Raw genomic sequence first — 24,070 nt, 5'->3', positions numbered from 1 at the left:
CTTCGCGCCAGAGGTGATGTGGTTGACCGGCGCCGACGGCCAGGACGATGCGCTCATCGAGCCTGCGCTGTCCGATCTCGCGCACCGGTGGGTCGCCGCCGTCCGCCGGACCAGCTTCCTCGACGTGGGCGCCGAGACGCTCCGCGACCGCTTCGAGCAGCTGGTCACGCTGCTCGCCGGCGTGCTGCGCGCCGACCCGTTCGACCCCCGGCCCGCCGCCGGAGCCGGCGCGGCGCTCATCGATGTCGGGCTGTCCAGCCCCGAGGCGCTCCAGCACTCCATCGCCGTCCTCGCCTCGCTGCCCGCCGCCGCGGACGTCAAGCCCGACGACGACAGGATCGGCGCGGTCCTCGGCGCGGTCGCGGCCGGCTTCACCCGCGCCGGCCGGCAGCGGATCCTCGACGACCAGGAGCGCATCCGCCGCGCCTGGGCCAGGGCGCTCACCGACGCCGAGCACAGCCTGCAGCTGGAGCTGCACCACCAGGCGCACCACGACCCGCTGACCGGGCTGCCCAACCGGGTCCTGCTCTACCGGCACCTCACCGACACGCTCGGTGAGGCCGGCGGGCGCGACCGGATCGGCGTCTGCTTCCTGGACCTCGACGAGTTCAAGACCGTCAACGACACCCTCGGCCACGGCTCCGGCGACCGGCTCCTCGTCGCCCTGGCCGACCGGCTCCGGGCCTGCGTCAACGGCGCCGGCCACTTCGTGGCCCGGGTCGGCGGCGACGAGTTCGTGGTGGTCGTGCGCCACAGCACCGGCCCCGGCCAGCTGACCGAGCTGGCCGAGGCGATGCTGGCCGAGCTGAGCAAGCCCGTCCGCCTCGACAGCCACGAGCTGTCCGTGTCGGCCAGCATCGGCATCGTCGAGCAGCCCTGCCACGGCGCCGACCCCGACGAGCTGCTGCGCGCCGCGGACGCCACGCTCTACCTGGCGAAGGAGGAGGGCCGCGCCCGTTACGCGCTCTTCGACGCCAAGCGCAACGCGCAGCAGGTCCTGCGGTACGGGCTGACCGGCCGCCTCGCGGGTGCCCTGGACCGCGGCGAGTTCGAGCTGGTCTACCAGCCGCTCGTGGCCCTCGCCGACAACCGGCTGCGCGGCGCCGAGGCGCTGCTGCGCTGGCGCCACCCGGACCTCGGCACCGTCTCGCCCAACACGTTCATCCCCGTCGCCGAGCAGTCCGGCATGATCCATCCGCTGGGCCGCTGGGTCCTGCGCGAGTCGTGCCGCGTGGCTGCCGACTGGCAGCGCTCGCACCCCGACACGCCGCTGCTCATCAGCGTCAACGTCTCCCCGCGCCAGTGCACCGACCCCCGGCTGCTCGACGACGTGCGCCACGCCCTCGCCGACACGGGCCTCTCCCCGGCCAACCTGCAGCTGGAGCTGACCGAGACCGTCCTCATGCAGTCGACCGGCCAGCCCATCCAGACCCTGCGCACCATCGCCGACCTGGGCGTGCGCATCGTCATCGACGACTTCGGCATCGGCTACTCCAACCTCGCCTACCTGCGCCACCTCCCGGTCCACGGCCTGAAGCTCGCCGGCGCCTTCATGGCCGGCATCCGCTCCCTGGCCAGCGACCACGTCGACGAGCAGATCGTGGAGACGGTCATCCGCCTGGCGCACACCCTGCAGATGACCGTCACCGCCGAAGGCATCGAGACGGCCGACCAGGCCGGCCGCCTCGCGTCGCTGGGCTGCGACCTCGGCCAGGGCTGGCACTTCGGCCGCCCCGTGACCGCCGGCGAGATCCCCTCCCGCTGAGGCCTACTTCAGGACCTCGCGCAGACGGGGCGCGAAGGTGGCCGGGTCCTCCACGAAGGCGATGTGCCCGCCCGGGAACACGGCGCGGTCCGTGCCCAGCTCCGTGGCCAGGGCGGCCGACGTCCGGTCACAGATCTGACCGGTGGAGTCCTCCCCGACGGCGACGACGATCCGTACACCGGACGAACGCAGCGCGGCGAGATCCGGCTGGAACAGGGTGGTGCCGCGCATCTCGTGCAGGAACCAGAACCGCTCGTCGGCCTCCTGCTGGGCGTCCGGCGGGGGCGGCGCGGCCGAGGGGTCCATCGGGATGTTGGCGTTGACCAGGAACTTCATCCAGGCGCCGGGCACGTCGCCGGACGCGTAGGTGGCGATGATGTCCTCGATCGCCACCCGCTGCCCGGCGGCGTCGGGCAGGAGCTCCGTCACCGGCGGCTCGTGGGCGACAAGCGTGTGCATCACACTGGGATGCGACTGCGCCAGCGCCAGCCCGGTGACGGCGCCGCCGCTCGTGCCGAAGACGGCGGCGGGACCGGCGTCCAGGTGGGCGATCAGCGCGGCCAGGTCGGCCGCGCGCAGCTGCGGGGTCGAGTCCGCGTCCGGGTCGTCGGGGACGCTGCCGCCGACGCCTCGAGGGTCGGTCGTGAGGACGGTATGGTCGGCGGCGAGCAGGTCGGCCAGCGGCGCGAGGAACCTGGTGCCCATCGGGGCGCCGGCGAGCACCAGCAGCGGACCCCGGCCGCGCACCTCGTAATACAGGGTGGCGTCGGGCACGCGCAGCGTGTGGTTCATGAACTCCTCCAGACAAGGGCGGTGGAAAATGTCAGTCGGAACATCGGTCGACAGTGAGACCGGCGCCGGGGCGCAGAATCGTCGCGATCCCGCCGACGAGTTCACGAGACTGGTCGAGCCGCTGCGGGCGCAGCTGCACGCGCACTGCTACCGGATGCTGGGCTCGGTCCACGACGCCGACGACGCGCTGCAGGACGCGCTGCTGCGGGCGTGGCGCGGGATCGGCGCGGTCAAGGAGCAGGGGTCGCTGCGGGCGTGGCTCTACACCGTCGCCACCCGCACCTGCCTGGACCTCGCCGCGGCCCGGGGGCGGCGGGCGCTGCCGATGGACCTGGGGCCGGCCAGCGAACGCGTCGAGCTCGCGCCCGCCCCGCTGACCGAGGTGGCGTGGCTGGAGCCCTACCCGGAGGCCGTCTATGAGCGGCGCGAGACCGTCGAGCTGGCGTTCGTCGCGGCCCTGCAGCACCTGCCGGGCAACCAGCGGGCGGCGTTGCTGCTCTTCGACGTGCTGGGCTTCTCCGCCGCCGAGATCGCCGCGATGATGCGGACCACGCCCACGTCGGTGAACTCGGCGCTGGCCCGGGCCCGCCGGCTCGTCGCGGAGCGCGTGCCGGCGCCGACCCAGCAGCGGACCCTGCGCGACGTCGGCGACGCGCGGGTCCGGGAGCTCGTCACCCGCTACGCGACGGCGATGGAGCGCGGCGACACGGCCGGCCTCGTCGCGCTGGTGACGCAGGACGTGACCTGGTCGATGCCGCCACTGCCGCACTGGTACCGCGGGAAGGCCGCGATCGAGTTCGCCGCCGAGCTGCCGCTGAAGCGCTGCGGCTCATGGCGGCACCTGCCGGCGACGGCGAACGCCCAGCCCGCCGTCGCCTGCTACCTGCACGACGGCGGCACGGGCCCGCACCGTGCCTGGTCGGTCAGCGTGCTGACCCTGCGCGGCGAGCGGATCAGCGCGATCACGTCGTTCATCGGCGAGGAGCACTTCGACCGCCTCGGGCTGCCGTTGACGCAGTGACCGTCACGCGCTGCCGCGGCGCAGGCGGATCCAGCGGTACCCGTAGCCGGCCAGCCGCAGCGCGGTGAAGTCGCCGGCCGGGTCGTACTCCCGGTCGGCGAAGACGTCGTTGGGCAGGTGCGTCTCCTTGGCGAGGTCGCCGAGGTCGACGACGGCGTCCTCGGTGCCCAGGTTGTGCAGGAACAGCACCGAGCCGGTCGGCCCGTCGGCCCGGTGGGCGAGGACCCCCGGCGGCAGCTGCCGGTCGACGCACGTACACACGCCGCCGCCGACCTCCGGAATCTCCCGGAGGGTGCGGATCATCCGCTCGAACCACGCCAGCAGCGACCGGTCGTCGTGCCGCTGGGCGGTGACGTTGACCTTCTCGTAGCCCCACTCGCCCTTGCTGATGACCGGGCGGATGGGCTCGGCGTCGCTGAACCCTCCGTTCTTCGCGAACGACCACTGCATGGGGGTGCGGATGGCGTACCGGCCGGTCTGGGTCAGGTCCTCCCCCATGCCGATCTCCTCGCCGTACCGCAGCACCGGGGTGCCCCGCAGCGTGAACTGCAGCGAGTAGGCCAGCTCCAGGCGGCTCCGGTCGTTGCCGAGCATGGGCGCGAGACGGCGGCGGATGCCCCGGTCGTACAGCCGCATGTCCTCATCGGGGCCGAACTGCGCGAACACGTCCTCGCGCTGCTCGGCGGTGAGCCGGGACAGGTCGATCTCGTCGTGGTTGCGCAGGAACGTCGCCCACTGCCCGCCCGGCGGCAGCTTCGGCGTGGTCCGCAGCCACTCGATGACCGGCTCCGGGTGCTGCCGGGCCAGCGCGAGGACGAGGCGGCCGTTGAGCATGAAGTCGAACAGCATGTGGATGCGGTTGCCCGAGCCGCCGGAGTCGCCGAAGTACTCCGGCAGCTTCTCCGGCTCCACGTTCGCCTCGGCGAGCAGGACCGCGTCGCCGCGCCGCCACTGGATGTGCTGCCGCAGCTCGCTGAGGTAGTCGAAGTCCATCGGGCTTTCGGGGACCCCGGGCTCCGTCAGCTCGATGATGAACGGCACCGCATCCATGCGGAACCCCGCGACGCCGAGCTGGATCCAGAAGGCCAGGATCTTCTTCACCTCGGCCCGCACCAGCGGGTTGGCGAAGTTGAGGTCCGGCTGGAAGTCGTAGAAGCGGTGGTAGTACCAGGCGCGGGCCTTGCGGTGGTACGTCCACGTCTCCTTCTGCTCGCCGGGGAACACCATCCCCTGGTAGCGGTCGGACGGCTCGGTGTCGGCCCACACGAACCAGTCGCGGTACGGCGAGTCCTTCGACGCGACCGCCGACTGGAACCACGGGTGCTCGTCCGACGTGTGATTCACCACCAGATCGATGATGACCTTGATCCCGCGGTTCGCCGCCTCGTGCAGCAATTCGGCGAAGTCGCCCAGCGTGCCGAGCCGGGGATCGACGTTGTAGAAGTCCGTGGCGTCGTACCCGTCGTCCTTGCCGGGTGTCGGATGGATCGGATGCAGCCACAGGCAATTGATCCCGAGCCTGGTCAGGTAGTCGAGGCGGCTGATGAGACCTTGAAAGTCGCCGATGCCATCGCCGTCGGAGTCCTGGAACGTCTCGACGTCCAGGCAATAGATGACACTCTCGGTGTACCAGCGCTCGCCCATGTGGTCCGGGGTTACCGAATCGGGCTTCACGCAAACGCGCGCTTGCGTGCCCCCGTCCCGACCGCGAGGATGGCTCCCGGGGGGCTGATGGTCGACTTCGCCGGCGCGCTACGTGACGCCATCCAGGCACGGGGCCTGGGACTGGAACGCATCCAGGAGCGGCTTCGCGCCGAGGGATATTCAGTGAGTCTCGCCACGTTGAGTTACTGGCAGACCGGACGCAGCCGTCCCGAGCGGCGTGAGTCCCTGGCCGCCCTCGCCGAGCTCGAGAAGATCCTGGAGGTCGAGCCGGGGTCCCTGGCCGCCCTCGTGGGGCCGCCGCGCCCGCGCGGCCGGCACCTGCACAAGAGCCAGGAGGCACCCGGCCTGGGTGCGTTCTGGTCCGAGCAGGACCTCATCACCGACCTGGCGCAGGGTGTCGACACCCGCTGGGACGAGCGGCTGACCCGGCTCAGTCAGCACGACCGGGTCAACGTCGGGCCGGAGCGCGAGGAGGTCTCGTTCCTCGTCCGGCAGGTGTTACGGGCCGAGGCCGACGGTCCCGACCGGTATGTCGTGATCGTGCGCCTCGACGAGCTGGAGCACCCGCTCCCGCTGATCACCGCGGTCCGCAACTGCCGCCTGGGCCGGGTGGTCGAGCACGTGGAAAGCGCGTTTCTCCTGGCGGAGCTGCTCTTCGACCGCCCGCTCGCCAAGGGAGAGACGGTCATCACCGAACATGCGCTACATAATTATCCGCCGTTTCCGACCGCGACCAATTATGAGCGCAAGTTTCGGCTTCCAGTGCGTGAATACGTGCTCGAGGTGTGTTTCGACCCGGCAGCGCTGCCGCGGGCCGTCTATCAGTTCCAGCAGATGGACGGCCAGACCGAACAGGTGACCCCTAACGAGGTCGATGTGGGCAATTCAGTCCACGCGATCGCACTGGACTACGGCCCGGGTCGTTACGGGTTCCGATGGGACTGGGACTGAAGTTCCTGCTGCTCAGATCGTCTTGGGCAGCTGGGAACAACGGGGCGCCGGTGTGACCAGCGCCCCGCCTCTGTTCCCGGACATTACCGGCGTCACCATCTGAACGGCTGGGATGTCGCCGCGACGGTAAGGGTGGAACGCATGTGCCGCCTCCACAAGGAAGTCGTTTTCCTTGCCAACGACGTTAATGGCGGCCCACGATCGACCGGAAGATCTGTCCCCCGCTTAACAGTTAACCCTCGACCCCGCCACGCCGTTAACAGTTAAGTATTGGAAATAGACCGTTCACGAAGCGACCAAGCCCTCCGCCACCCCACCCGCCCGCAGCTCAGATCCCCAACGGCCCGGCAGCCCCTGCCACCCCGGTTATGTCGACTCGCTCCGCTCCCCGACATAACCGAAATTTCGGTTATGTCCGCGCCGCGGACATAACCGGGAAGGCAGCCGGCGAGGCCGACGCGATCCCGGCCGCAGCACCACACCACCCCGCGCTGCCTGGACACCCCCGAGCAGCCGGCGATCACGCAGCTGCGACGCACACCGGACCGGCTGATCCAAGGACGGATCTGGCGGTGTGGGTGGCCAGGGCCGTCCTTCGATCAAGCACTCGAGGGCCGGCAACAGCGGTGCTGCCGTGATGTGCGCCGGACCAGCTGATCCAAGGACGGATTTGGTCGTGCGGTGGCCGCGACCGCACTTGATCGAGCGAGACCGACGGCGACGCTGCGATGTGCACCCGACCGCATGATCCAAGAACGGATCCGGTCGTGCGGGTGGCCAGGGCTGTCCTTCGATCAAGTGCACGAGGCCCGGCGACAGCGGTGCTGCCGTGATGTGCGCCGGACCAGTTGGTCCAAGGACGGATTTGGTCGTGCGGTGGCCGCGACCGCACTTGATCGAGTGCCCGAGATCGGCGGCGGCGCTGCGATGTGCGTTCTACCGCATGATCCAAAGACGGATCTGGCAGTGTGGGTGGCCAGGGCTGTCCTTCGATCGTGTGGTGAACGGCGTCGGCTTGGGTGTGCCCGCACGCTGCGGTCCGTGGGCGGGGTGGGCGACCACCGGATGCGGCGCGGATGCGGCGCTTGGCCTGGCTCGCGTCTCGGCTCGGGCAGTGCGCCGCGGAGCGGCGCACTGGGGGTGCGGATGAGAATCCCGGCCGGGACCCGCCGTGCGAGCGGTCGGGTGAGAATCCGCGCCGGGACCTGCCGCGGCAGCGGTGGGGCGGAAGCACAGCGGGGGGAATTACGGCCGGGCGGTCGCACCCGCCAACTTGTGCGACCGCCCGGGGCATGTGGGCCGTCGGGTCCGGCTGGCGCTGGGCTCGGTGGCGGCCGGGCCCAGCGCCAGGTTCCAGACGGCGTCTGCGGGTGCTGCGTGGGTCAGGACAGCCGCAGCCAGGCTGAGGCGTCCACGGGGAGTGTGCCGTCGGCGTTGAGCGGCACGCTGCTGACGAGCACCTCGCGGTGCGGCGGCAGCTGGGCCGGCGCCGTGCCGAGGTTGGTGACGTTGGCGAAGGTGTCGTCGCGGGCGAAGGCGAGGACGTCGGGCGCGGAGTCGAGCCACCGCATGGGGCCGTCGCCGAGGGAGGGCTCGGCGCGCCGGATGCGCAGGGCCTCGCGGTACAGCTCGAGGAACGAACCCTCGACGCCCTCCTGCGCGGCGACGGTCTTCGACGCCCAGGCGGCCGGCTGCGGCAGCCACGGCTGGCCGGCGGTGTCGGCGGGGCTGAAGCCGAAGGGGGCCGAGTCACCGGACCAGGGCAGCGGCACCCGGCAGCCGTCGCGGCCGGGGTTGGTGCCGCCGGAGCGGTGGTACATCGGGTCCTCGCGGAGGGCGTCGTCGAGGTCCTCGACCTCCTCCAGGCCCAGCTCCTCGCCCTGGTACAGGTAGACCGCGCCGGGCAGCGACATGATGAGCAGCGCGGCGGCGCGGGCGCGGCGGCTGCCCAGCGCGAGGTCGGAGGGCACGTTGTAGCGCTTCTCGGCGAAGGAGAAGTTGGTCGACTCGCGGCCGAAGCGCGTGACCTCGCGGGTGACGTCGTGGTTGGACAGGACCCAGGTGGCGGGGGCGGAGACCGGCGCGTGCACCTCGAGGGTCATGTCGATCTCGTAGCGGAGCTTGTCGGCCTCCCACGGCGCGTTGAGGAACGCGAAGTTGAAGGCGGTGTGCAGCTCGTTGGGGGCCAGGTAGCGGGCGAAGGCCTCGTGGTCGGGCAGCCACACCTCGCCGATGAGGGCGCGCGGCGGCGTGTAGGTGTCGGAGATGCGCCGCCACGCCTGGTAGACGTCGTGGATGCCCTCGTTGTCCTCGTACTTGTCGCTGACGAGGGGGTCCTTGATGAGGACGGCGGCCGAGTCGATACGGATGCCGTCGATGCCCCGGTCGAGCCAGAAGCGGACGATGTCCTCGAACTCGTCCCGGACCGCCGGGTGGTCCCAGTTGAAGTCGGGCTGCTCGGAGGCGAAGAGGTGCAGGTACCACTCGCCGTCGGGGACGCGGGTCCAGGCGGGGCCGCCGAAGATGGACTGCAGGTCGGTCGGCGGCTGCTCGCCTTCCGGGCCGCGCCCCTTGCGGAACCAGAAGAGGTCACGCTCGGGCGAGCCGGGCGAGGACGCGAGGGCCTTCTGGAACCAGGCGTGAGCGTCGGAGCAGTGGTTGGGCACGATGTCGCAGATGACCCGGATGCCCGCGGCGTGCGCCTCCTCGATCAGCTTCTCGGCCTCCGCGAGGGTGCCGAAGATCGGGTCGATGGCGCGGAAGTCGGCGACGTCGTAGCCGCCGTCGGCGAGCGGGGACGGGTACCACGGCACGATCCAGATCGCGTCGACCCCGAGGCCCGCCAGGTACGGCAGTCTGGATCGCAGGCCCGCCAGGTCGCCGACGCCGTCGCCGTTGCCGTCGGCGAAACTACGCAAGTAGACCTGGTAGATAGCGGCGCTGCGCCACCAAGCCTGGTGGTGTTGGTCGGCCACGTGGAACCTGCTTTCTCACACTCGGTGTTGCCTATGCCCGAAGGTGTTGCCTGTACACGACAAGGTGGATCTGACGAAGGGCTAGCCCTTCACGGCCCCTCCCAGTCCGGCGCCCGAGAGGAACAGTCGCTGGAAGGCGATGAAGAACACGACCGGGATGAGCGTCGAGATCGCGAGCGCCGCGAGGAACACGCCGAGGTCGGTCTGCGACGCGATGGCGGGCAGGCGCACCGACAGCGGCTGCTTGGACGGGTCCTTGAGCACGAGCATCGGCCAGAGGAAGTCCTTCCAGCTGGCGATGGTCGCGAACACCGACACCACGCCGAGGATGGGCTTGGACATCGGCAGGACGACCGACCAGAACAGCCGGAACGAGCTGGCGCCGTCGACCCTGGCGGCCTCGAACACCTCGCGGGGCAGGCCGTCGAAGAACCGGGTCATGAGCACGACGTTGAAGGCGCTCGCGCCGGACGGCAACCACACGGCGAGGAAGTTGTTGATGAGCGAGGTGCCGACCACTGGCGGGTTGAGGATCGTGAGGTACAGCGGCACGAGGAGCACGACGCTCGGCACGAACAGCGTGGCGATCACCAGGCCGTTGACGATCTTGCCCCAGGCGGGCCGCAGGACGGACAGCACGTAGCCGCCGGTGGTCGCGACGAGCATCTGGACGAACCACGAGCCGGCCGCGAGCCAGATCGTGTTGAGGAAGTAGTGGCTGATCTGGACGTCGTTCCACGCCTCGGAGATGTTCTCCAGCCGGACGCCGTGCGGGAAGATGGCCAGCGGCGTGCGGATGATGTCCTGCGTGGGCGTGATGGCGAACTTCGCCAGCAGCAGCATCGGCCCGACGCCGACCAGGAGGAGCAGGGCCATCAGGAGCCCGTGCAGGAGCGTCATGGTGCCGCGGATGCGCGGGTTCTGCCAGTCCTTCGCCGAGACGTAGCCGCGGGTGCCTTCCGGCTGCGTCTTCTTGGGCTTGCGCGCCGGCCGCCCGCCGAGGACGGCACCGCCCGGCCCCGCGGCGACGGGCGTCCGGATCGACCCGCCCGCGTCCGCCCGGTGCCTGGAGGGATCGGTGACGGTCATGGTGGTCCTCTTCCCCTCGGAGCTGTGCTGCCCGGTCATGCGTCCTCACTTCGTTCCGGGCGCATGACCAAACACTGCGCCACTGATGACCGGCCCGAGCCGCTTCGCTGGCCGGTCATGACTTGCTCCAGCCGGACGTGAGCTTGAAGTACACCAGCGACAGGATCGCCAGGAACGTGGCGAGCAGGACGGACAGTGCGGTCGCGGCGCCGTAGTTCCCACCCAGGGACCGGCCGAACGCGTAGTCGTAGATCATGAGCAGGATCGTGATGGTGGCGTTGGCCGGGCCACCGCCGGTGAACAGGTAGGGCTCCAGGAACACCTGAACCGTACCGATGATCTGCAGGATGAACGTGATGAGCAGGACGCCGCGCAGCTGCGGCATGCTCACGTGCCACACCTTGCGCCAGATGCCGGCCCCGTCGACCTCGGCGGCGTCGTACAGCTCGTCCGGGACGCTCAGCAGCGCGGCCAGGTAGATGATCACGGTTCCGCCGGCGGCGGCCCAGGTCGCTTCGAGCACGAGCGACGGCATGACGAGCGTCGTGTCGGACAGCCAGGAGTACGGGCCGAGCCCGACGTACCCGAGGATCGTGTTGAACACGCCGTCCGGGGAGCCGTCGTAGAAGAACTTCCACAGCAGCACCGCGACGACCGGCGGCACCACGACGGGAAGGTAGGCGAGCACCGAGAACACGCCCTTGCGCTTGCGGACCGAGCTCATCAGCACCGCGGCCACGAGCGGGATCGGGTAGCCGAAGATCAGGGCGAGAAGCGCGAAGTACAGCGTGTTGAGAATCGCCGTGGGCAGGTCCGGATCGGTGAGCACGAACTCGAAGTTCTTCCAGCCGACCCACGTCGGGTCGCCGACGAGGTTCGTCTTCTGGAAGCTCATGACGATCGACCGGAGGATCGGCCACCACGAGAAGATGCCGAAGACGATCAGCAGCGGCAGCGCGAACAGGACCGAGCTCAGCCCACCCCGCTGGACCCAGGTGACCGGGCTGCGCCGGCGGACCTGCCGGGTCACCTCACCGGTCTGCCGCAGAGCGCCGGGTGCACTCACGACCACATCACTCCTCGTCCTGGTTTCGGGGGCAGAGCCCCCGGTGTGGGCCGCGGTGTTCCCACGGCCCACACCTTGCGGGTTTGTCTGTCAGTGGAGCGAGGATCAGCCGGCGGCGTCGATGGCGCGCTGCGCCTTCGTGTTGGCGTCGGTGAGGAGCTGGTCGATGTTGGCGTCCTTGTTGGTGAGGACGGCCTGGACGACCGAGTCGAGCGCCTTGTAGACGTCCTGCGTGGCGATGGCCGGCTCGTTGACGAGCTTGGCGTCGAAGACCTTGGTGGTGAAGCCGGTCATCTGGTCCAGCGGCACGTTGACGTACGACTTGATCCAGTCCTGGTAGGTCTGGTACTGCTGCTGCGAGAAGATGGGCAGCTCAGGGGTACCGACCGGCTGCTTGCTCGCAACCTGGATCTCGGCGTTCTTCTTCGCGGCGTCCTGGTTGGTGTACTTGCGCAGGTAGTGGTAGTCGATCCACTTGACCGCCGCGGCCTTCTCGTTGGCGGTGGCCTTGTTGGACACGGCCGCCATGGTGCCGCCGCCGAGCACGCCCGCGTCGCCGCCGGTGAGCGGGATCATCGTGAGGCCGTACTGCTTCGGGTTGATGTTGTTCGTCTGGACCAGGCTCGTGTAGACGTCCTGACCCGAGGTGTACATGCCGACCTTGCCGGCGGCGAACGCCTGGTTGATGCCGGTCCAGTCGTAGTCGAAGTTGGCGCCCATGGCGTTGTCGGTCCAGCGCAGGTCCTTCAGGAACTGCAGCGAGGCCTTGGTGGCGTCGTTGGTGAGCGTGGCCTTCTTGCCGTCCTCGAGGCGACCGCCGCGGGCGTACGTGTCGACCGTCAGCTGCCAGCCACCGGTCGCGTCCTTCGCCATCTGGGCGAAGCCGGCCACGCCGGGGTTCTTGGTCGCGATCGCCTTGGCGGCGGTGCGGACCTCGTCCCAGGTCGTCGGCGGCTTGTTGGGGTCGAGACCGGCGGAGGTGAACAGGTCACGGTTGTAGTGCAGGCCGACCGCGTAGACGCTCTTCGCCGGGATGGCGTAGGTGTGGCCGTCCGGGCCCTGGCCGTACTGCAGCAGGTTCTTGTTGAAGTTGGCGGCGTAGGAGAGGCTGCTGAGCGACGACTGCATGTCGGCGATCTGGCCGTTGGCGATCAGCGTCTTCGCGTCGGTGAAGGGGATCTCGAACACCGTCGGCAGCGTGCCACCCGCGAGGTCGGCCGCGAACGTGGTGGCCTTCCACTCGTAGTCCTTGGTCTTGACCGTGATGTTCGGGTTTTCCTTCTGGAAGTCCGCCACCTCGGCCGCGAGCGCCTGCTGCGCCTCGGGCTTCGCGCCGGGGAGCAGACCCACGACGTTGAGCGTGACGGCGGCGTTGGTGTCGGCGCTTTCCTTCTTGTCGTCGCCGCACGCGGCAAGCGTGCTGGTGAGCGCCAGCGCACCCGCGACGGCCAGCGCCATCGTGGTACGTGAGTACTTCATCGTCGCTCCTTGTTTGGGGTGTGGAGAAGTTCCGGCCCTGCACTGACTGGGCCGATCGTTCGGGGCTGTGCGGGGCGGGGCCGGGGCGTCCTACCTGGACCGCTCCGCACGGATGCGCAGCATGGGGTCGGCTGCCGGTATGCACTCGTTCGTCAGGTGCGTTGCTGTTCGGTTTCCGTCGCATCGCGCCAGCGTTTCCGCCTGGCGTAGGCAAGAGATTAGGCTCACTCGCCACAAGAAGTCCATGGGCCGTTGCAAAATTTTAATGATCCACTGGCAGTCGCTTGCATGGACCCGCTCCCACGGTCCGGGGACTTGCACGAAAGCGGCCGAAAGCGCGCAGCGAGGGCCAGATGTCGTTGACCGCACGCGACCGCAGGATCGCGGTGTGCAGCGGACACCTACTTGCGGACACAACGAAAGAGCGCCACGACTCCGTGCAGGAGTCGTGGCGCTGCGCTGAAACCGGGAGGAACTACGCGGCCGAGGCCGCCTTCGTCGCCTTGGGCGCGGGCACCTTGAGCGCACCGGTGGAGCCCCGCACGACCAGCTCCGGCTCGAAGAGCATCTCCTCGGTCGGCACCAGCGTGCCGGCCACCTGGCTCACCAGAAGGGTGACGGCGGCCTGCCCCATCGCCTGGATGGGCTGACGGACGGTGGTCAGCGGCGGGTCGGTGCAGTTCATGAACAGGGAGTCGTCGAAGCCGACCACGGAGATGTCGTCGGGGACCTCACGGCCCAGCCGGCGGGCCGCCCGGATCGCGCCCAGCGCCTGCACGTCGCTGGCGCAGATGATGCCGGTGACGCCGTGCTTGATGAGGCGCGTGGCGCCGGCCCGGCCACCCTCCATGGAGAAGATGACCCGCTCGACGTCCTCGGCGTTGACCGTGTCGCTGTACTGCGCGGCCGCCTCGAAGGCGGTCAGCTTGCGGTTGGACGGGGCGTGGTCGGCGGGGCCGAGGATCAGCCCGATCCGCTTGTGCCCGAGCGACACCAGGTGGTTGAACGCCTGGTCCACGGCGTGCCCGTCGTCGACCGACACGCGCGGGAAGCCCAGGTCGTCGATCGCGGCGTTGACCAGCACGGCGGGCAGGCCGCGCTCGTGCAGCCGGTGATAGTGCTCGTGCTCCGCGGCGGCCTGATGGTAGAGCCCGCCGCAGAAGATGATGCCGGACACGTGCTGGTCCAGCAGCATCTCGACGTAGTCGGCTTCCGAGACGCCGTCCGCGGTCCGGGTGCACAGCACCGGCGTGAAGCCGCGCTTGGACAGCGCGCCGGCGACCACCTCGGCGAACGCCGGGAAGATCGGGTTCTGCAGTTCGGGCAGCACCAGCCCCACGAGGCGGGCGCGCTCGCCGCGCAGTTTCGTCGGGCGTTCGTAGCCCAGGACGTCGAGCGCGGTGAGCACAGCGGTGCGGGTAGCGTCGGAGATGCCGGGCTTGCCGTTGAGCACCCGACTCACGGTCGCCTCGCTCACGCCGGCGTACTTCGCCACCTCAGCGAGTCGTCGAGTCATGCCCGCAAGCGTAGTGCATGACTACGCAATTTTTTGCACGATGTCGCCCACCCAACCTCGGGAACACCGATCATGCGGCTGCGGCCACCGGAAAACCGGTACAAAGGCCGCAGCCGCGGCAGCGATCAGCCGGCGAGCGCGATGGAGATCTTCCCGGCGCCGTATCCGGAGACGTCGACGATCAGATCGAGCCGCCGCCCCAGCGCCAGCAGCCAGTTCACCGCGTCGGTCGGCGCCTTCTCGCCCGGCAGGAACGTCTGGTACAGCTTCAGGCGCGGCACACCCTCGCGGTTGAGCAGACCGGCGAGGATGTTGCACACCTCGATGGCGTTCTCACCGATCATCTTGGAGATCTCGTTGTCCTCGATGCAGGCCTCGGCCCCGCCAGGGGGGATCAGGCCGATCGCGGCGCCCGTGTAGGCGGTGAGCCCGAAGTCCATCCCGATCACGGCGAGCAGCTGCGAGCGTTCGTCGGTGTACAGGGCGACCAGGGTCTTGGGAACGTCGGCGGCTCGGAGGGGCTCGGCCGGGTTGACCTGGACCGGCCGGCCGAGAAGATCGTCAAAGAGATCCTTGACGGCCTTGGGAACGGGCAGAACATGCGACATAGCTCAAATCATCCCAAAATTGGGTCGAGTGCGTCCTTGAATGTGTCCGCTGTGAACGGCTTGGTGACCAGAAACAGTGCCCCCGCGTCCTCGGCGGCCTGTCGCATCTCGGGTGTGCCCTCCGAGGTGACGAAGCCGAACGGCACCTGGTCGCCGTTGGCCCGCAGCATCCGCAGCACCTCGACACCGGTCAGGTGCGGCATGTTCCAGTCCGACAGCACCAGGTCCGGTTTCTCCGACACGGCCTTGTCGAAGGCCTCCTGCCCGTCGCACGCCTCGACCAGGTCGTGGCCCTCATAGCCGGCCTGCCGGAGGGTCCGCGTCACGATCTGCCGCATGACCCGGCTGTCGTCGGCGATCAGAATCTTCATGCCATTGCTCCAGCGAGATCGGTGGTGCTTTCCAGAACGGTCACGGTGACCGACTCGTCCATCCAGGTACCTTCGAGGTGACACACCTCGGTCACGTGCGGGTAGCGGCCCTGCGTCCCCTCGACGTGCACGTGCGGCAGCGACAGCGCGCTGGGCTCCGGCAGGAGGCTCTTCACGTTGCCGCCGATGATGTTCGCCAGCTCGCCGAGGGCGTCCGCGACGTCCTCCTCCGCCACGTCGTCGAAGTCGATGCCCAGCAGCGCCGCCGCGACGTTCCTGGACGCCGCGTCGGAGCAGCTGACCAGGACGTGGCCCCGCCAGGCGCCCGTGACGGACACCGAGGCCGTGACGTCGGCCTGATGCTTGTCGGCGGGGAGCGGCACGAGCGGGCTGGCGCCGTCCAGGTCGAGATAGGAGGACCAGACCTGTTCGGCGATGACCTTCAGGTCATCCTCGGTTGGGTTCGTCATGCTGCGACTCCGTTCGGGACGAGGCCGAGCAGCGCCAGCTTGTCGATGATCGCGTCCGGTGTGAACGGCTTGATCACGTACTCGTGCGCGCCCGATGCGAGGGCCCGCACGATCTGGCTCTGTTCGCTCTCCGTCGTGACCATCATCAACGTCATCCCGCGCAGGCGGGGTTCGGCGCGGACCGCGGTCACGAACTCCAGCCCGTTCATCTCGGGCATGTTCCAGTCGACCAGTGCCAAGCCGGGGATCTCGCCGTCACCGTCGAGAACGTTGGCCGTGAGGTAGTCCATCGCCTCTTGGCCGTTGCCCGCCTCGACCACATCGAAGCCGAGCTGTGCCACGATCCGCTTCAAGATGAGGCGCATCGCGCGCGAATCGTCGATCACCATGGTGAGCATCTGGCGTCACCCCTTTCCTACTGCGCTCACGGAAGCGGCGGTCTTCGGTGCGGTCCGCAGCTTGTAGGCGGACGTCCGGCCGGCGACCACCCGTTCGAATCTGTCGTCGATGCCGATCGTGGTCTCGGCCGAGCCGAGAAAGAGCCAGCCGTCGGGTCGCAGCGTGCCCGCGACCCGCTGCAGGACGGTCCGCTTCGTCTGGACATCGAAATAGATCAGCACGTTGCGGATGAACACGATGTCGAACGGGCCCATGGAGGGAAACGGCGCGGCCAGGTTGAGCCGGCGGAACGACACGTTCTTGCGCAACGACTGCGCGACCTGCCAGTGCGCGCCGTTGCGCTCGAAGTGCTTCACCAGCAGCGGCGCCGGCAGTCCCCGGTTGACCTCCAGCTGGGAGTACTGGCCGGCCTCGGCTCGGGTCAGCATCTCGGTGGAGATGTCGGTGCCGATGATGTCGAAGGACCAGCCGGGCGGCAGGTTGTCCTGGAGCACCATCGCGATCGTGTACGGCTCCTGGCCGCTGGAGCTCGCCGCCGACCAGACCTTGATCGAGCGGGTGGAGGCCCGGCGTACCAGCAGATCCGGCAGCACGGTGTCGACGAGCTGCTTGAAGGGCTCGCCGTCGCGGAAGAACGACGTCTCGTTGGTGGTGAGCGCATCGACGATCTTGCGGTGAACCTCGGGCTCGGGCCGCTGCTGGGCGCGGGCGACGAACTCCGACACGCTCGGCAGGCCGGACTGCCTGGCCAGCGGCAGCAGGCGGGCCTCCACCAGGTACTCCTTGCCCGCCTCGAGCACGATTGCCGCGTCGCGCCGAACGAGGCCGCTGATGAAGGCGAACTCCTGGGCAGTCAATGTCATCGGGTCACCTCCATGGATTTCGCACCCCGGCCTCCGGCCGTACGGCTGATGAGATGGTGGGCGATCTCGCCCAGCGGCAGGACGGTGTGCGCGAGCCCCGCCGTCGCCACCGCGCCGGGCATGCCCCAGACGACCGAGGTCGCCTCGTCCTGCACGACGATCTCCGCGCCGGCCGTCCGTAGCTGCTCGGCGCCCCGCTTCCCGTCCTGTCCCATCCCGGTGAGGATGATCGCGAGGGTCGCGCCGCCGTACGTCTTCGCCACCGAGCGGAACAGCACGTCCACGGCCGGCCTGCAGAAATTCTCCGGCGGGCCGGTGTTGAGCTTGGTGATCACCTCGGTGCCGCGGCGGTGCACCTCCAGGTGGAAGTCGCCAGGAGCGATGTAGACCGTGCCGGGCCGCACGGCCATGTCGCCGGTCGCCTCCACGACCGTCAGCGCGGCGGTGCGGTCGAGCCGGTCGGCGAACATCTTGGTGAACACCGGCGGCATGTGCTGCACCACGACCACCGGCACCGGCAGGTTCGCCGGCAGCGCCCGCACGACGGTCGTCAGCGCGTCGGGCCCGCCGGTGGAGCAGCCGATCGTGACGACCTCGACCCGGTCCGACCGCGGCGCGGTGCGCACCGGCAGCGAGGTGGGCGGCGCGGTCACCGGCGGGCGGGTCGCGGTGGGCAGGGCGTTGCCGCCGGGGCGGGCGAGCGGCGGCGCGACCGCGGTGCCGGCGCCGAAGACGCGCGTTTTTGGCCCGATGTTGGGTCCGGTGCCGATCGGTGGCCGCGCCGGGGCGAGCGTGGAGCGCCGGCCGCCGCACAGGGCGTGGATCCGCGGGATGATCTGCTCACGGACCGACCGGATGCTCTCCGCGACGCTGCCGACGTTGGCCGGCTTTGTCACGTAGTCGCTGGCGCCCGCGGACAGCGCGTCCAGGGTCGCCGTCGCGCCCGCCGCCGTCAGCGTGCTGAACATGATGACCGGGAGCCGGGCGTACAGGGCGCGGATCGCGCGCAGCGTCTCGAGACCGTCCATGATCGGCATCTCGATGTCCAGCGTCACCAGGTCGGGGCGAAGCTGTTCGATCTTGGTCAGCGCCACCTTGCCGTTGGGGGCGGTGCCGACCACGCGGATCTCCGGGTCGTCGCTGAGCGCGTCGGTGATCAGACGCCGGACGACGACCGAGTCGTCCACCACCAGAACCGAGATCACGCGCCCTGCCTCCAGCACCGGGGGCCTCATGAAATGCGAGGCCCGTCACGTTCCAGCGGGCTAATCGGCGGTGCTCTGGGGACGATGAGGGAAATTCCAAAAGAACCGCCCCTGCCCGGAGCAAACCGGGCAGGGGCGATGTTTGAGCCGGAGAAGCCCGGTCAACAGGAACCGCGCCGTCATAACCCCGGAGCAAACCGGGCAGGGGCGATGTTTGAGCCGGAGAAGCCCGGTCAACAGGAACCACGCCGTCGTGACCCCGGAGCAAACCGGGCAGAGGGCGTCAGCGACCGCGCCGTCGCGGCCCGCGCGTTTCAGACGGACAGCGGGCCCATCGCGGTGAAGTACGGGTCGAGCAGGCGGCGCGCCGTGGTGGAGTCCAGCAGGTCGCGGACCATGAGCGCCTGGACGGCGCCGCTGAGCAGGTTCCACACCCCGCCGGCCCGGTCGCTGACCGGCACGCCGGAGCGGTCCAGGGCCTGCACGAGCAGCAGCTGCGCGGCCGCGCCGGCGCGGACCCGGCCGGAGAGGAAGACGGCCCACGACGCGGAGTGCACGGCCGGCGCCCAGTCGGTCAGGCCGGGGCGCGAGGTGTCGGTGACCTTGTTGAGCTGGCGGATCTCCGTGGCCGACAGCGAGCCGACGCGGGTCAGCAGCTGGCGCAGCTCGTCGCCCTGCGGGCCGAGGTCGTGCTCCGGCTCGGGCAGCGCGCGCAGCGCGGCGGCGTACGGGGCGCTCAGCCGGCGCCGCGACTCGTCGGTCAGCAGCTCCCGCAGGTAGGCGGCCGCGGCGGCGTCGGACAGCACGCCGGTGGCCTTGCTCGCGACCTCGCTCTGCCGCTGCCGCGGGGCGCGCACCTGCGGGGTCGGCATCGTCGCCTGCGGGGGACGGTTGCCCCAGGTCCAGTCGAGGATGTCGTACCGCAGGCAGTGCAGCAGCCCGTCGAGGGTGCCGAGCGGCGCGCGCTCGACGACGGTGAGCGCACCGGCGTCGGCGTTCACCGCGCGGCGCTCCTGAGCGGCGGCGTCGACGTCACGCCACAGGTCGACACGGTCCCAGTCGTCGTCGGCACGCGCCGACGCGACCGCGTCAAGGTCACTCTGAGTGAGCGAGAGTCCGCGAAGCAGCACATCGGCCGCGGCCGATCCGCCCTGCAGACGGGAGAGGTCGAAGCCGAGAACGGGGGCGCTAACCAGGCTGTACATGGCAACTAGTCTGCAACGCACCTGCACCCCGGTCTGTCAGCCAAAAGGGTCGCGGGCGGGGTCCTGCGAGCGTACCCCGCCCGGCCCGGTCAGATCTTGAACCGTGCGACGAGCGCGCGCATCTCACTCGACATGCGGGACAGATCAGAAGCCGCCCGTTGCGCCTCCGCTACGTTGAGTGATGTGTTCTGCGTCGCGGCGGCGACCGTGGAGACGTTCGTGGCGATCTCGACGGAGCCGGTGGCGGCCTCGCTGACGCTGCGGTTCATCTCGTTGGTCGTGGCCGTCTGCTCCTCGACCGCCGAGGCGATCGTGAGCTGGTAGTCGTTGATCCGCGAGATGATCTGGCTGATCTCGCCGATCGCGGCGACCGCGCCGGTGGTGTCGGCCTGGATCGCCTCGACCCGCCGGGAGATGTCCTCGGTCGCCCGGGCCGTCTCCTGCGCCAGGTCCTTGACCTCGTTGGCGACGACGGCGAAGCCCTTGCCGGCCTCCCCCGCCCGGGCCGCCTCGATGGTCGCGTTGAGCGCGAGCAGGTTCGTCTGCTCGGCGATCGAGGTGATGACCTTGACGACGTTGCCGATCTCCGTGGAGGACTCGCCGAGCCGGGCGACCGCCTGGTTCGTCGACTCGGCCGCCATCACGGCCTGCGAGGCGACCTTCGCCGCCTCGCTGGCGTTCTGCGCGATCTCGCGGATCGACAGCCCCATCTCGTCGGCGCCTGCGGCGACGGTCTGCACGTTGCGCGACACCTGCTCGGCCGCGGCGGCGACGAGGTTCGCCTGGTCGCTGGCCTCGCCGGTGCCGCTGGCGATCTGCGCGCTGACCCCGGTGAGCTCGCCGGCGGACGACGCGAGCGACGAGGCGGTGTGGTCCATCGTCTGCACGGTCGTGCGCATGCTCTCGGTGGCCTTGTTGAGCGCCTCGGCCATGACGCCGACCTCGTCGGTGGAGGTGACCTCGACCCGGTTGCTCAGGTCGCCGGCGGCGACGGCGCCGAGCACGTCGGCGACCCGCCGCAGCGGCCGCACGACCAGCGAGGTCACCCACAGGCCGACGCCGAACGCCGCGATCAGCCCGAGCACGGCCGCGGCGATCATCATCATCCGGCTGGCCTCGTAGTTGTCCTGCGCGGCCGCCCGCCACTGGTCGGCCTCGGCGATCTCGGTCGCCTGCAGCTTGTCGATCAGCTGCTGGGCCTTGACGATCTGCGGGGTGGCCTTGGCCGCGGCGATCTTCACGTAGAGGTCCAGCCGGCCGGCGTTGGCGGCGGGCACCATCTCGGTGTCGCGCACCGTCGCGTAGATCTTCATCGCCTCGGCGACCGCGTTGGCGTCGGCGGCCCGGTCGGCCGCGGCGCCCACGTTGTACCGGCCGATCGCCGCCGTGACGCTCGCCGCGGCGGCCTTCTGCTGGTCGGGTGACAGCGCCGCGAGGGTGTCGGTGATGCCGTCGCGGATGTCGGACAGGGCGGCGAACTGCGCGCTCTTGGCGGTGACCTTGCGGGTGGTCGCGTTGGCGTCGCTGAGCCCCTGGAGCCCGCCGACGGTCATCGCGATCATCGCGAGGCCGGCCAGGACGATGGCGCTGAGCACCTTCGTCCGCACCCCGCGGTTGGTGAACCAGCTCATGGACTATTCCTCGCGGTTGCCGGAGCCGGGCTGGCTGGTGTTGACGGCCTTCGTGGTGTCCAGCGCGAGCAGCAGCCGGCCGTCGAGCTTGAACGCGCCGGTGATGAGGTGCCGGCTCGGGCCGTGCAGCGTGTCCGGCGGCGGCTCGAACGTGTCGTCCTGCAGCGTGACGACCTCGCCGATCCGGTCGACCAGGAGCGAGACGGACTCCTCCTCGGTCTTCACGATCACGTTCATCGCCGGCTCGGCGCTCTTCGTGCGGGGTGGCAGCCCGAGCTGCACCCGCAGGTCGACCGCGGCGATCACCTGACCGCGGAGGTTGAACAGCCCGCCGACCGACTCCGGGGCGAGCGGCACGGGGGTGTACTGGTCGAAGGAGAGGACCTCCTGCACCTTGGCGACGTCGAGCCCGAAGAGCTGGTCGGCGACCTCGAAGGTGGCGTACTGGCGGCTGGCCATGGTCAGGCTCCGGCGTGCTGGTAGGTGTAGTCGGCACTGGCGTCCGACTGGTACGGGTCGTAGGGGTCGGTCGAGGTGTCGATCTTCGTGTGGAAGAGCGGGTCGGCGGCGAGGATGGCGCGGCGGACGTCGAGGAGCTCGGTGACGCGTTGCTGGATGACGGCGGAGCCGAGCAGGCCGTCGTCGCCGAAGTCGCGGCGGGAGTCGTCGAGGCCTTCCTCGACGATGTCGAGGATCTTCTCCACCGCGAGGGCGACGGACCGGCCGTTCTCGGTGTAGACGACGACCGGCACGGTCGGCCCGGACTCCGTCTCGTACGCGCCGAGCATGTGCGACAGCCGCAGCACCGGCAGGATCTGGTCGCGGTACTGCACGACCTCCCGGCTCCCGGTCCGCTCGATCCGCTCGACCGGGAACTCCTCCAGGCGCGTGACCATGTCGAGGGGGATCGCGACCCGCCGGTCACCGACACCGGCGATGAGGAGCCGGTCGCCGTTGCCGCTGCCGCGGCGCACGGTGGTGTCGCTGTCGGTCCGTTCCGCGCCGGCGGCGAGGTGCGCCCGCCGGGCGAGGGAAGCCACGTCGAGGATGAGCGCGACGCGGCCGTCGCCGAGGAGCGTGGCGCCCGCGTACGTGCCGATGTCCTTGAACCGGGATGTGAGCGGCTTGACCACGACCTCCTCGGTGTTGAGCACCCGGTCCACCACCAGCCCGAACCGCTTGCCCTCGGCCTGCAGCACCGCGACGTAGACGTCCTTGTTGTGGTCGCCGTCCCGGTGCAGCCCGAGGGTGTCGTCGAGGTAGACGAGCGGCAGGAGCTTGCCGCGCAACCGGTAGACGGGGGCGTCCATCGCGTGCTCGACGACGCGGCCGGACTGCCCGTCGAGATACACCAGCTCGTGCACCGCGACCTGCGGGATGACGTACCGTTCCTCGCCGCACTCGATCGTGAGCGCCTGAATGATGGCGAGGGTCAGCGGAATCGTCAGACGCCAGGTCGTGCCCTTACCCACCACGGAATCCACATCGACCGCACCACCGATACGCTCGATGTTGGTCTTCACCACATCCATACCCACACCACGACCGGACACATTCGTGACCGCCTTCGCCGTGGAGAACCCCGGCCGGAACACCAACGCCAGAATCTCCCGACGATCCATCGCCGCCAACTGATCCCGCGACACCAGACCCTTCTCCACCGCGATCCGCGCGATCTTGTCCGGATCGATCCCCGACCCGTCATCACGCACCTCGACGATCACATGCCCACCCTCGTGATACGCCCGCAACGTCAGCGTCCCCTCAGGATTCTTCCCAGCCGCGACCCGCTCCTCAGGCGTCTCGATACCGTGATCCACAGCGTTACGCACCAGGTGCGTCAACGGATCCTTCACCGCCTCAAGCAGGGACCGGTCCAGCTCGGTCTCCTTACCCTCCTGCGCCAGACGGATCTGCTTCCCGAACGTCGAAGACAGATCCCGCACCACCCGCGGCAACTTCGACCACAAATGATCAATCGCCTGCATCCGGGTCTTCATCACCGACTCCTGCAACTCAGAAGTGATGAGATTCAACCGCTGACCCGTCCGCGTCATCGCCGGATCCGCCACCGAACCGATCGCCCGGATCAACTGATTCCGGGTCAACACCAACTCCCCCACCAGATTCATCAACTTGTCCAGCAGATCCACATCCACCCGGATCGACTGATCCGCAACACTCCGCTTCGACACCCCTTCGTCGGCCGCGACTTCCCCACCCGGGACCGGGCCGGCCTTCCCCACCGGCGGCTTCACCCCGGACGGCGGCGCCGCGGCGGCAGCGGGCGCCGGCGCGGCGGCAGGCGCGGCGGCGGGCACAGCAGCGGGCACGGCCTCGGCGGGCGCGGCGGGCGCGGGAGCAGCGGCAGCCGGTGCGGGGGCGGGAGCAGGGGCGGCGGGGGTCGGGGCAGGGGCGGCCTCGACGACGACCACCGGCTCGACCACCACGACCTCGACGGCCGGTGTCGGGTCGACAACGGTGCCTGACACGGCCGGCGGCGCGGCGTCAGGCGCGGGGACGGCGGCAGCGGGGGCGGGAGCGGCGGCAGCGGGAGCGGGCGCCGACCCGTCGGTGATACAGGCGTTCACCGCGGCGATCACGCCCGAGTCGTCGCCCTCGAGCTCCTGCCCGTGCTCCTCGATCTCCGACAGCAGCCCGCGGACCGTGTCGACCATCCGCAGCAGCGCGTCGGTCGTCGAAGGCGTCATGCCCTGCGCGCCGTCGCGCAGCCGGGACAGCAGCGACTCGCCGACGTGCGTCACCTTCTCCAGGCGGTTGAACGCCAGGAAACCCGAGGTGCCCTTGATCGTGTGGATGGTGCGGAAGATCGACGACAGCAGCTCCCGCGATCCCGGTGCCGCTTCGAGCGCCACCAGGTCCCGGTCCAGCTGGTCCAGGTTCTCGTGTGACTCGACGAGAAACTCCTGAACGATGTCACCCAAGTCGCTCACGGCCAGGCTCCCTTCAGCCCTCACCGGGACAAACCACGCGTCGGG

The 24,070-nt window shown here is 69.8% G+C and carries 20 protein-coding genes; 3 read left to right on the top strand and 17 right to left on the bottom strand.

Features of this window, described 5'->3' with window-relative positions; all coding sequences use genetic code 11:
- Nucleotides 1-22: 22 nt before the first annotated feature.
- Nucleotides 23-1,765 (top strand): putative bifunctional diguanylate cyclase/phosphodiesterase, encoded by a 1,743-nt coding sequence (locus ACQEVZ_RS33500; protein WP_433373893.1) that lies wholly within the window; start codon nucleotides 23-25, stop codon nucleotides 1,763-1,765.
- Between the two features lie 3 nt (nucleotides 1,766-1,768).
- Here ACQEVZ_RS33500 and ACQEVZ_RS33495 read toward each other — a convergent pair whose 3' ends face one another.
- Nucleotides 1,769-2,557, bottom strand: coding sequence for an alpha/beta fold hydrolase (locus ACQEVZ_RS33495; protein ID WP_433373890.1), 789 nt, complete (start codon nucleotides 2,555-2,557; stop codon nucleotides 1,769-1,771).
- Between the two features lie 28 nt (nucleotides 2,558-2,585).
- Between ACQEVZ_RS33495 and ACQEVZ_RS33490 the strand changes: the two genes are divergently transcribed.
- A complete protein-coding gene (locus ACQEVZ_RS33490; protein WP_433373887.1) occupies nucleotides 2,586-3,578 on the top strand; it encodes a sigma-70 family RNA polymerase sigma factor in 993 nt (330 codons plus the stop codon).
- 3 nt (nucleotides 3,579-3,581) lie between these two features.
- Here ACQEVZ_RS33490 and ACQEVZ_RS33485 read toward each other — a convergent pair whose 3' ends face one another.
- The gene (locus tag ACQEVZ_RS33485; RefSeq protein ID WP_433373884.1) at nucleotides 3,582-5,222 is read right to left on the bottom strand and encodes an alpha-amylase family protein; all 1,641 of its coding nucleotides are present in this window, start codon (nucleotides 5,220-5,222) and stop codon (nucleotides 3,582-3,584) included.
- 183 nt (nucleotides 5,223-5,405) lie between these two features.
- Between ACQEVZ_RS33485 and ACQEVZ_RS33480 the strand changes: the two genes are divergently transcribed.
- Complete coding sequence (locus tag ACQEVZ_RS33480) at nucleotides 5,406-6,194, top strand: hypothetical protein (RefSeq protein ID WP_344515621.1); 789 nt, start codon at nucleotides 5,406-5,408, stop codon at nucleotides 6,192-6,194.
- A gap of 1,382 nt (nucleotides 6,195-7,576) precedes the next feature.
- Here ACQEVZ_RS33480 and ACQEVZ_RS33475 read toward each other — a convergent pair.
- The 15 genes from ACQEVZ_RS33475 to ACQEVZ_RS33405 all read right to left on the bottom strand — a co-directional run bounded on the left by ACQEVZ_RS33475 (nucleotide 7,577) and on the right by ACQEVZ_RS33405 (nucleotide 24,025).
- On the bottom strand, nucleotides 7,577-9,169 hold the full coding sequence (locus ACQEVZ_RS33475) for a glycoside hydrolase family 13 protein (RefSeq protein ID WP_433373881.1): 1,593 nt from the start codon (nucleotides 9,167-9,169) through the stop codon (nucleotides 7,577-7,579).
- A gap of 81 nt (nucleotides 9,170-9,250) precedes the next feature.
- Entirely contained in the window at nucleotides 9,251-10,258 is a 1,008-nt protein-coding gene (locus tag ACQEVZ_RS33470; RefSeq protein ID WP_433373878.1) for a carbohydrate ABC transporter permease, read from the bottom strand.
- Nucleotides 10,259-10,373: 115 nt separating this feature from the next.
- Entirely contained in the window at nucleotides 10,374-11,324 is a 951-nt protein-coding gene (locus ACQEVZ_RS33465) for a carbohydrate ABC transporter permease (protein ID WP_433373875.1), read from the bottom strand.
- 105 nt (nucleotides 11,325-11,429) lie between these two features.
- The gene (locus tag ACQEVZ_RS33460) at nucleotides 11,430-12,803 is read right to left on the bottom strand and encodes an ABC transporter substrate-binding protein (protein ID WP_433373871.1); all 1,374 of its coding nucleotides are present in this window, start codon (nucleotides 12,801-12,803) and stop codon (nucleotides 11,430-11,432) included.
- A gap of 475 nt (nucleotides 12,804-13,278) precedes the next feature.
- On the bottom strand, nucleotides 13,279-14,319 hold the full coding sequence (locus ACQEVZ_RS33455) for a LacI family DNA-binding transcriptional regulator (protein ID WP_360574116.1): 1,041 nt from the start codon (nucleotides 14,317-14,319) through the stop codon (nucleotides 13,279-13,281).
- 125 nt (nucleotides 14,320-14,444) lie between these two features.
- Complete coding sequence (locus ACQEVZ_RS33450) at nucleotides 14,445-14,927, bottom strand: hypothetical protein (protein ID WP_344515608.1); 483 nt, start codon at nucleotides 14,925-14,927, stop codon at nucleotides 14,445-14,447.
- A gap of 8 nt (nucleotides 14,928-14,935) precedes the next feature.
- Nucleotides 14,936-15,298 (bottom strand): response regulator, encoded by a 363-nt coding sequence (locus ACQEVZ_RS33445; RefSeq protein ID WP_344515606.1) that lies wholly within the window; start codon nucleotides 15,296-15,298, stop codon nucleotides 14,936-14,938.
- Nucleotides 15,295-15,768 (bottom strand): chemotaxis protein CheX, encoded by a 474-nt coding sequence (locus ACQEVZ_RS33440; RefSeq protein ID WP_344515604.1) that lies wholly within the window; start codon nucleotides 15,766-15,768, stop codon nucleotides 15,295-15,297. Before ACQEVZ_RS33440 ends, ACQEVZ_RS33445 begins: the two co-directional genes overlap by 4 nt.
- A complete protein-coding gene (locus tag ACQEVZ_RS33435; protein WP_327008657.1) occupies nucleotides 15,765-16,166 on the bottom strand; it encodes a response regulator in 402 nt (133 codons plus the stop codon). Before ACQEVZ_RS33435 ends, ACQEVZ_RS33440 begins: the two co-directional genes overlap by 4 nt.
- A 6-nt stretch (nucleotides 16,167-16,172) precedes the next feature.
- A complete protein-coding gene (locus ACQEVZ_RS33430; RefSeq protein ID WP_344515600.1) occupies nucleotides 16,173-17,030 on the bottom strand; it encodes a CheR family methyltransferase in 858 nt (285 codons plus the stop codon).
- Nucleotides 17,027-18,235 carry a protein-glutamate methylesterase/protein-glutamine glutaminase gene (locus ACQEVZ_RS33425; protein WP_433373864.1) on the bottom strand — a complete coding sequence of 403 codons (1,209 nt, stop codon included), beginning with the start codon at nucleotides 18,233-18,235 and terminating at the stop codon, nucleotides 17,027-17,029. Before ACQEVZ_RS33425 ends, ACQEVZ_RS33430 begins: the two co-directional genes overlap by 4 nt.
- A gap of 314 nt (nucleotides 18,236-18,549) precedes the next feature.
- Nucleotides 18,550-19,440, bottom strand: coding sequence for a hypothetical protein (locus tag ACQEVZ_RS33420; RefSeq protein ID WP_344515596.1), 891 nt, complete (start codon nucleotides 19,438-19,440; stop codon nucleotides 18,550-18,552).
- An 89-nt stretch (nucleotides 19,441-19,529) separates the two neighbouring features.
- The gene (locus tag ACQEVZ_RS33415; protein ID WP_433373860.1) at nucleotides 19,530-21,071 is read right to left on the bottom strand and encodes a methyl-accepting chemotaxis protein; all 1,542 of its coding nucleotides are present in this window, start codon (nucleotides 21,069-21,071) and stop codon (nucleotides 19,530-19,532) included.
- A 3-nt stretch (nucleotides 21,072-21,074) separates the two neighbouring features.
- On the bottom strand, nucleotides 21,075-21,530 hold the full coding sequence (locus ACQEVZ_RS33410; protein WP_344515592.1) for a chemotaxis protein CheW: 456 nt from the start codon (nucleotides 21,528-21,530) through the stop codon (nucleotides 21,075-21,077).
- A 2-nt stretch (nucleotides 21,531-21,532) separates the two neighbouring features.
- A complete protein-coding gene (locus tag ACQEVZ_RS33405; RefSeq protein ID WP_433373856.1) occupies nucleotides 21,533-24,025 on the bottom strand; it encodes a chemotaxis protein CheW in 2,493 nt (830 codons plus the stop codon).
- Between the last annotated feature and the right edge of the window lie 45 nt (nucleotides 24,026-24,070).

This window comes from Dactylosporangium sp. CA-152071 (assembly GCF_050936335.1).
Lineage (GTDB): Bacteria > Actinomycetota > Actinomycetes > Mycobacteriales > Micromonosporaceae > Dactylosporangium > Dactylosporangium maewongense.
The sequence above is the reverse complement of the archived record's forward strand: the minus strand, read 5'-3'. Positions and strand labels throughout refer to the sequence as shown.